At 72.8% G+C, this 7,136-nt stretch carries 10 protein-coding genes; 8 read left to right on the plus strand and 2 right to left on the minus strand.

All coding sequences use genetic code 11. From position 1 onward, the window contains the following. Positions 1–887, plus strand: an 887-nt coding sequence (gene amt, locus BGO22_RS17415; RefSeq protein WP_286851973.1) for an ammonium transporter, incomplete at its 5' end; no start/stop codon positions are given. A gap of 98 nt (positions 888–985) precedes the next feature. Here amt and BGO22_RS17420 read toward each other — a convergent pair. Beyond that, positions 986–1,261 (minus strand): KTSC domain-containing protein, encoded by a 276-nt coding sequence (locus tag BGO22_RS17420; RefSeq protein WP_204743834.1) that lies wholly within the window; start codon positions 1,259–1,261, stop codon positions 986–988. Between the two features lie 151 nt (positions 1,262–1,412). Between BGO22_RS17420 and BGO22_RS17425 the strand changes: the two genes are divergently transcribed. The 6 genes from BGO22_RS17425 (at position 1,413) to BGO22_RS17450 (ending at position 6,247) form a co-directional block, all read left to right on the plus strand. After that, positions 1,413–1,664, plus strand: a complete 252-nt coding sequence (locus BGO22_RS17425; RefSeq protein ID WP_204743835.1) for a hypothetical protein — start codon at positions 1,413–1,415, stop codon at positions 1,662–1,664. Positions 1,665–1,751: 87 nt separating this feature from the next. Beyond that, a complete protein-coding gene (gene glcE / locus BGO22_RS17430) occupies positions 1,752–2,918 on the plus strand; it encodes a glycolate oxidase subunit GlcE (protein WP_286851976.1) in 1,167 nt (388 codons plus the stop codon). A gap of 1 nt (position 2,919) precedes the next feature. After that, positions 2,920–4,152 (plus strand): glycolate oxidase subunit GlcF, encoded by a 1,233-nt coding sequence (gene glcF / locus BGO22_RS17435; RefSeq protein ID WP_204743837.1) that lies wholly within the window; start codon positions 2,920–2,922, stop codon positions 4,150–4,152. A gap of 30 nt (positions 4,153–4,182) precedes the next feature. Next, positions 4,183–4,545: a CidA/LrgA family protein gene (locus BGO22_RS17440; protein WP_070400320.1), complete on the plus strand. Its 363-nt coding sequence runs from the start codon at positions 4,183–4,185 to the stop codon at positions 4,543–4,545. Then, the gene (locus BGO22_RS17445; protein WP_286851979.1) at positions 4,542–5,294 is read left to right on the plus strand and encodes an LrgB family protein; all 753 of its coding nucleotides are present in this window, start codon (positions 4,542–4,544) and stop codon (positions 5,292–5,294) included. Before BGO22_RS17440 ends, BGO22_RS17445 begins: the two co-directional genes overlap by 4 nt. Before the next feature lie 161 nt (positions 5,295–5,455). Next, positions 5,456–6,247, plus strand: a complete 792-nt coding sequence (locus tag BGO22_RS17450) for a hypothetical protein (protein ID WP_286851981.1) — start codon at positions 5,456–5,458, stop codon at positions 6,245–6,247. Positions 6,248–6,279: 32 nt separating this feature from the next. Here BGO22_RS17450 and BGO22_RS17455 read toward each other — a convergent pair whose 3' ends face one another. Further along, positions 6,280–6,708, minus strand: coding sequence for a CesT family type III secretion system chaperone (locus tag BGO22_RS17455; protein ID WP_070400168.1), 429 nt, complete (start codon positions 6,706–6,708; stop codon positions 6,280–6,282). Positions 6,709–6,943: 235 nt separating this feature from the next. Here BGO22_RS17455 and BGO22_RS17460 point away from each other — a divergent pair. Continuing rightward, on the plus strand, positions 6,944–7,136 hold a 193-nt coding region (locus tag BGO22_RS17460), incomplete at its 3' end, for a hypothetical protein (RefSeq protein WP_286851982.1).

Genomic DNA, 7,136 nt, shown 5'->3' on the forward strand with positions numbered 1-7,136 from the left:
CCGTGGCGCTGATCGTGGGCTCCTTCGCCGAGCGCGTGAAGTTCGGCGCCGTGCTGCTGTTCTCGGCCCTGTGGTTCACCTTCTCGTACATCCCCATGGCCCACATGGTCTGGGGCGGTGGCCTGCTGGCGGCCGACGGCGCGCTCGACTTCGCGGGCGGTACCGTGGTGCACATCAACGCCGGTGTCGCCGGCCTGGTGGGCGCCTACGTGGTGGGCAAGCGCATCGGCTACGGTAAGGAAGCGCTGACGCCGCACTCGCTGACGCTGACCATGGTGGGCGCCTCGCTGCTGTGGGTGGGCTGGTTCGGCTTCAACGCCGGCTCGGCCGGCGCCGCCAACGGCGTGGCCGGCCTGGCCTTCATCAACACCGTGCTGGCCACCGCCGCCGCCACCCTGGCCTGGTGCCTGGCCGAGTCCCTGCTCAAGGGCAAGGCCTCCATGCTGGGCGCCGCCTCCGGCGCCGTCGCCGGCCTGGTGGCCGTGACGCCGGCCGCGGGCTTCGTCGGCCCCATGGGCTCCATCGTGCTGGGCATCGTGGCCGGCTTCGTCTGCGTCTGGGGCGTCAGCGGCCTGAAGAAGATGCTGGGCGCGGACGACGCGTTCGACGTGTTCGGCGTGCACGGCGTGGGCGGCATCGTCGGCGCCATCCTGACCGGCGTGTTCGCCGCGCCGGGCCTGGGCGGCACCGGCGCCGAGGACTTCGCCATGGGCCACCAGGTCTGGGTGCAGGTCAAGAGCGTGCTCGTGACCGTGGCCTGGTCGGGCGTCGTGGCCTTCATCGCCTACAAGATCGCCGACCTCACCATGGGCCTGCGTCCCTCGGAAGAGGCCGAGCGCGAGGGCCTGGACATCACCTCGCACGGCGAGACGGCGTACCACCGCTGATCCGCGCGATCACCCTTTCCTCCGAGGAAACCCGCCCGCGCGCCGCCAGGCCCGCGGGCTTTTTTTCGCCTCCCCGGCATGGGCCGGTCTGCTTCGGCCTATGCCGGCGGGTCGTCGAACAGGTCCTTGAGCGTCTTGCCCGGACCTGTGGCGCGGGCGCCGGCCCGGGGCGTGCCCTGCGGGTATTCCTCGGCGATCCGGTCTTCCCAGTAGGTGGCCGGGTTGGGGGCGCTGCACAGCCGGCGGAACACCTCCTGCGGCACCTGCTTGTAGGCCTGCACCGAGCCATTGGCCCAGCCCAGGTCCAGCTGGCGCGAAGCCGGGTCGTAGTCGGCCCATTGCAGGCGGCTGGTGGTGAAGCGTTGGACGGGCATGGCGGTCTCCTGGCGCTCGGGCGCGAGCCCCTATCGTCGTCGACGGCGCCGGAGGCGTCCAGGCCGGTGGCGGTGGCTCTGTACTCCCCGGGGGCAGGGCCCGCGCGGGCGCCCTAGCATCGCCGCCCGACGCAACCACAGGAGAGGGCGCATGGGCTTGAAGACGGTTCATTGTTGGGTGCTGGCGATGGCGCTGTTGGCGGCGGGCGGTGCCCTCGCCGCCAAGAAGCCCAAGGCCGCCCAAGACCCCGACGCGCCGACGGCCGCGCGGCGCGCGCCGGGCAAGCTCACTGTCCACAAGGCGCCGTCGGACGAGAGCCCGGCCGAGCGCGCGCGGCGCCTGACGCGGGAATGCCGGGGCCGGCCCAATGCCGGGGCCTGTCTGGGCTTCGCCTCGCGCTAGGCCGGCGCGGCGCCCGGCGCGATTGCAGCCGCGCGTGCAAAAAATTCAAGGCCCGCGCGGTGAGTGGCCGCTACCATCGCCGCCACCATGTCCGCGCCCCACGACGCGCTGGCCCCCGCCGCTGCCCCCGGGCAGGGCTTCGTGCCGGCCAGCGACCACCCATCAGCCCTCATCGACCCGGTGCGCGCCGCCGTGGCCGCGCGCGCGCCGCTGCGCATCGCCGGCGGCGGCAGCAAGTCCTTCGTGCACGCGCCCGCCGAGGGCGTCGCGCTCGACGTGCGTGCCCACAGCGGCATCCTGAGCCACGAGCCCAGCGAGCTGGTGGTCACCGTGCGCGCCGGCACGCCGCTGGCCGAGCTGGAGGCCGCGCTGGCCGAGCACGGCCAATGCCTGCCGTTCGAGCCACCGCGCTTCGGCGCCGGCGGCACCGTGGGCGGCGCCGTGGCCAGCGGCCTGGCCGGCCCGGCGCGCGCCAGCGTCGGCGGCGCGCGCGACTACGTGCTTGGCGCGCGCCTCATCAACGGGCGCGGCGAGCTGCTCACCTTCGGCGGGCAGGTCATGAAGAACGTGGCCGGCTACGACGTCAGCCGCGCGCTCGCGGGCAGCTGGGGCGCGCTCGGCGTGATCACCGAACTCAGCCTGAAGGTGCTGCCGATGGCGCCGGCCGAGGCCACGCTGACCTTCGGCGTCGACCAGTCCAACGCGCTGGAGCGCCTGCACCGCTGGGGCGGGCAGCCGCTGCCGCTCAACGCCTCGCGCTGGCAACGCGAGGCCGATGGGGGCGATCGCCTGTTCCTGCGTCTGCGCGGCGCCGCCGCGGCGGTGGAGGCCGCGTGCGAGCGCCTGCTCGCCGAAGCGCCGGGCCAGCGCCTGGACAACCCCCCCGCCGGCGCCGACTGGACCGCCTGCCGCGACCAGCGCCTGCCCTTCTTCACCAACGCGCCCTCGGCCGACCATGGCCTGTGGCGGATCAGCGTGCCGCAGACCGCCGCGCCGCTGCTGGCCGCCTGGCCGCAGCTCATCGAATGGCAGGGCGCCCAGCGCTGGCTGTGGGCGCCGGTGGCGGCCGCCGCTGAGATCCGTGCCGCCGCACGCGCGGCCGGCGGCCACGCGCAGCTGTTCCGCGCCCCGGCCTCGGGGGACGGCGGCGTGGCGCGCGCGGACACGCCCAGCCCCGCGCTGCAGGCCGTGATGCGCCGCCTGCGCGAGGCCTTCGACCCGCACGGCATCTTCCAGGCCCCGACCCTCTTCTGACATGCAGACCCAGCTCGCCCCCGAGTTCCAGGGCACCGCGCGCGGCCGCGAGGCCGAGGCCATCCTGCGCAAGTGCGTGCACTGCGGCTTCTGCACGGCCACCTGCCCCACCTACCAGCTGCTCGGCGACGAGCTGGACGGCCCGCGCGGGCGCATCTACCTCATCAAGCAGGTGCTCGAAGGCGCCACGCCCACGCGCAAGACGCAGCAGCACCTGGACCGCTGCCTCACCTGCCGCAACTGCGAAAGCACCTGCCCCAGCGGCGTGCAGTACGGCCACCTGGTCGACATCGGCCGCGCCGTGGTCGAGGAAAAGGTGCCGCGCCCCACGGGCGAGCGCGCCGTGCGTTGGCTGCTCAAGGAGGGCCTGAGCTCGCCGCTGTTCGGCCCGGCCATGAAGCTGGGCCAGGCGGTGCGCGGCCTGCTGCCCGGCGCGCTGCAGGCCAAGGTGCCCGAGCCGCGCCCCGCCGGCGCGTGGCCCACGCGCGCGCACCCGCGCAAGGTGCTGATGCTCGCGGGCTGCGTGCAGCCGTCGATGTCGCCCAACATCAACGCCGCCACCGCGCGCGTGCTGGACGCCGCCGGCATCCAGGCCCTGGTGGCGCCCGAGGCCGGCTGCTGCGGCGCGGTGAAGTTCCACCTCAACGACCACGGCGGCGGCCTGGCGCAGATGCGCGCCAACATCGACGCTTGGTGGCCCTTCGTGCAGCAGGGCGCCGAGGCCCTGGTGATGAACGCCTCGGGCTGCGGCGTGATGGTGAAGGACTACGGCCACCTGCTGCGCGACGACCCCGCCTACGCCGACAAGGCCGCGCGCATCAGCGCGCTCACGCGCGACCTGTCCGAGCTGCTGCCGGACCTGGTGCCCGCGCTGAAGCCGAAGCTGGCGCGCCGGCCCGATCCGCAGCGGGTGGTGGCCTACCACCCGCCCTGCACCCAGCAGCACGGCCAGCAGCTGCGCGGCGGGGTGGAGCGCGGTCTGGGCGAGCTCGGCTTCACCGTGCAACTCGCGCGCAACGAGGCGCACCTGTGCTGCGGCTCGGCCGGCACCTACTCGGTGCTGGAGCCGCAGATCGCCCACGAGCTGCGCGACCGCAAGCTCGGCCACCTGGGCGAGCTCCAGCCCGCTGTCATCGCCAGCGCCAACATCGGCTGCATCACCCACCTGCAGAGCGGCACGGCCACGCCGGTGCGGCACTGGGTCGAACTGCTCGACGAGGCGCTGCAGGCCTGAGAAGGTGCCAGCAAACCCGCCATGGCCGGCATGATTCCCGCGCTCGCCACCCTGCTGCTGTTCCAGCTGTTCGGCGAGGTGGCCGTGCTGCTCACGGGCGCGCCCGTGCCGGGGCCGGTGGTGGGCCTGGCCCTGCTGCTGGCCGCGCTGGCGCTGCGCCCGGCCTGGCTGGACGCCATCAAGCCCACCGCCCAGGGCCTGCTGCAGCACCTGTCGCTGCTGTTCGTGCCCGCCGGCGTGGGGGTGATGCAGCACCTGCAGCGGCTGGGCGACGAGGCCCTGGCCATCGGGGTGGCGCTGGTGGTGAGCACGCTGGTGGGCCTGGCCGTCTCGGCCTGCACCATGGTGTGGCTCATGCGTTGGCAAACGCGCCGTTCGCAGGGGCCGCGGTGAATCCCGAGGCCCCGCGCCGCCTGATCGACATCTGGGTCTACCTGGCGGCCACGCCGCTGCTGGGCCTCACGCTCACGCTGCTCGTTTACCACGCCGCCTTCGTGCTCTACCGGCGCAGCGGCTTCCACCCCCTGGCCAACCCGGTGCCGCCCACGGTGCTGGTGCTGGCCACGCTGCTGTGGGCCACGGGCACGCCCTACGCCACCTATTTCGAGGGCGCGCAGTTCGTGCACTTTCTGCTCGGCCCGGTCACGGTGGCGCTGGCGGTGCCGCTGTTCGAGCAGCTGCACCGGCTGCGCCGCCTGGCACTGCCGCTGCTGGCGGCGCTGGTGGCCGGCGCGCTGGCCGCCGCCGCCACGGCCATCGTGGTGGCCTGGGCGCTGGGCGCTTCGTCCGCCACCATGGCCTCGCTCGCGCCCAAGTCGGTCACCATGCCGGTGGCCATGGGCATCTCGGAAAAGATCGGCGGCCTGCCCTCCCTCACCGCCGTGCTGGTGATGGCCACGGGCGTGCTGGGGGCGGTGGGCGGGCGCTTCCTGTTCGATGCCCTGCGCCTCCACGAGCCGGCGGCGCGCGGCTTCGCGCTGGGCACCATCGCGCACGGCATCGGCACCGCGCGCGCGTTTCAGGAGGGCGAGGAGGCCGGCGCCTTCGCCGGGCTGGCCATGGGCCTGAGCGCGCTGCTCAACGCGCTGGTGCTGCCCTCGCTGGCGGCGGCGCTGCTGGGCTGGCTGTCGCGCGGCGCCTGAGCGGGCGCGGGCGGCCTGCTCGGGCGCGCGCAGCGCGCGGTGCTGGCCGATCGGCGTTCATCCTTCCTTCGGATGCCAGGGGAACGGCGGGCCGGGCGCCTGCCACGTAGCAGGCTTTCCGCCTGCCTTCAAACCCCAACGCACCGCCAGGAGCCTTCGCCATGGTCCCGCACAACAAACGCCCTGCCCAGCCGAATCTGGACGTCAGATACACCAAGCAACTGCAAAAGGACGCCAAGGCCCAGGCGGCGCTGCGCAAGGTGGGGGATGCCGGCCACTTCGTGGGTGCCGTCGTCGTGGGCAACGCTGGCGTGGCGGTGGTGAAGCTGGTGCAGCAGGTGTTCAACCTGAACAGCCGTACGCCGTGGATCAAATCCCTGCACGACCAGCGCAAGTACGAGCGGGAACGCTACCGCGGCATGGACCGCCACTACAAGGACCACAAGGCCCACGCCGACCGGGTGGCGGCCCGCGACGACCGCGACATCGCCTGGGCCAATCGGCCGCTGCAGCAGCAGCGGTTCGATGCCCTGCTCAAGGTGTTCGAGCATATGGGCGCGGCGCTGGCGGCGAGGCCCGCCGAGTGCGGGTATTCGAGCGACGACCTGAACCGCTGCGTCGTCAAAGGCCTGCGAGAGATGGTGGACAGGGGCGTCATTTCGCCGGACGACTGCGACCAGGTCACGGTGGATGGGCGCCCGGGTCTCTACCGCGCCGATGGGGCCAACGCGCGCTTTGCCGAGTCGCGGCTGTCGCCTCTGACGCTTAAGCCCGAGGCCGCCGCCCAATGCCGGGCCGCCATCGCATGGGAATACCTGGCCGCCGGGCTGGTGTCCGCCGAGGTGCTGGAGCAGGTCGACTACCCGAAGAACGAACAGGGCGACTTCCTGTTGGACGACGCCGACCAGGCGCCGATCGAGAGTTCCAGCGGCAGCCCCTCCGGATCTCAATAAAGGCCGACCGGCCGCGGCCCCAAGGCCCTGGCCTAGGCCACCGGCCGTTCGACCCCGGACAGGGCGTTGTCGTACAGCGCGTTCGCCTGCGCCGCGCAGCGCCGCAGCTCCTCGGCCAGGCGGCCTTCGTGCAAGGGCTCCTGGTCTTCCCTCAGGCGCACGCGCAGCACCAGGTGCCGGCTGTCGCGTTCCAGGCCAATCACCTCGCCGCGCTCGCCGTCGAGCGAGAGGTTGATGGCCAGCACCTCCTCCAGCAGCTCCACCGGGTTGGCTTGGGTGCCGATCGGGCCAAGGTCGGCGTAGCAGAAGACGCCCTCGGGGTCGTGTTCTTCCTCGTGGAAGGCGCCAACCTTCACGCCGTCGAGGACCACCTCGCCACCGGTGAACAGGGCGTTGGGGTCGCGCAGGCCCAGGGCGCGTGCCGTGCCGCGGCACAACTCCTGGAATTGGTCGGGGGTCATGGGTCGGCCTTTCCTCGGACGGGCGCCCGGGGCGGTGACCGGGCAGGAGCGGGGATTCTGGTCGCCAGCGGCTTGCCCGGCCATCTGCCAAAGGGATGGGCGTCCTAGCGACTAGGCCGGGTAGATGGTCAAGGAACGATCACGAGGGTCGCCGCGACTCAGGCCGCGAGTTGGGTTTTCCGACTGACCGCCGTCCCGTGATCGGGATGCCCCTTCTTCCTCGCCGTTCCTCGCCATGGGCTTCTCTCCTCTCAAACTTCAAAACCCCCACAAGACCTGGAAAGAGCTTTCGACCGCTGGCGCGCTGAGCCGCGCGGCCAAAGATGGTGCGCAGCAGGTCACGCGCGGCGTCAAGGCCGCGGCACTGTTCCTGCCCAACCTGAAGAAGCAGGTCTTGCGGGGCGACCCGTCCAAACCCGTGCGCTGGA

This window comes from Hydrogenophaga sp. 70-12, assembly GCF_001897365.1.
In the GTDB taxonomy this organism is placed as follows: domain Bacteria; phylum Pseudomonadota; class Gammaproteobacteria; order Burkholderiales; family Burkholderiaceae_C; genus Hydrogenophaga; species Hydrogenophaga borbori.

Excerpts from the sequence above, each read along its gene's own strand:
- BGO22_RS17420 (WP_204743834.1), bottom strand. The coding sequence starts at position 1,261 with ATGCCCGTCCAACGCTTCACCACCAGCCGCCTGCAATGGGCCGACTAC.
- BGO22_RS17425 (WP_204743835.1), top strand. The coding sequence starts at position 1,413 with ATGGGCTTGAAGACGGTTCATTGTTGGGTGCTGGCGATGGCGCTGTTG.
- glcE (WP_286851976.1), top strand. The coding sequence starts at position 1,752 with ATGTCCGCGCCCCACGACGCGCTGGCCCCCGCCGCTGCCCCCGGGCAG.
- glcF (WP_204743837.1), top strand. The coding sequence starts at position 2,920 with ATGCAGACCCAGCTCGCCCCCGAGTTCCAGGGCACCGCGCGCGGCCGC.
- BGO22_RS17440 (WP_070400320.1), top strand. The coding sequence starts at position 4,183 with ATGATTCCCGCGCTCGCCACCCTGCTGCTGTTCCAGCTGTTCGGCGAG.
- BGO22_RS17450 (WP_286851981.1), top strand. The coding sequence starts at position 5,456 with ATGGTCCCGCACAACAAACGCCCTGCCCAGCCGAATCTGGACGTCAGA.
- BGO22_RS17455 (WP_070400168.1), bottom strand. The coding sequence starts at position 6,708 with ATGACCCCCGACCAATTCCAGGAGTTGTGCCGCGGCACGGCACGCGCC.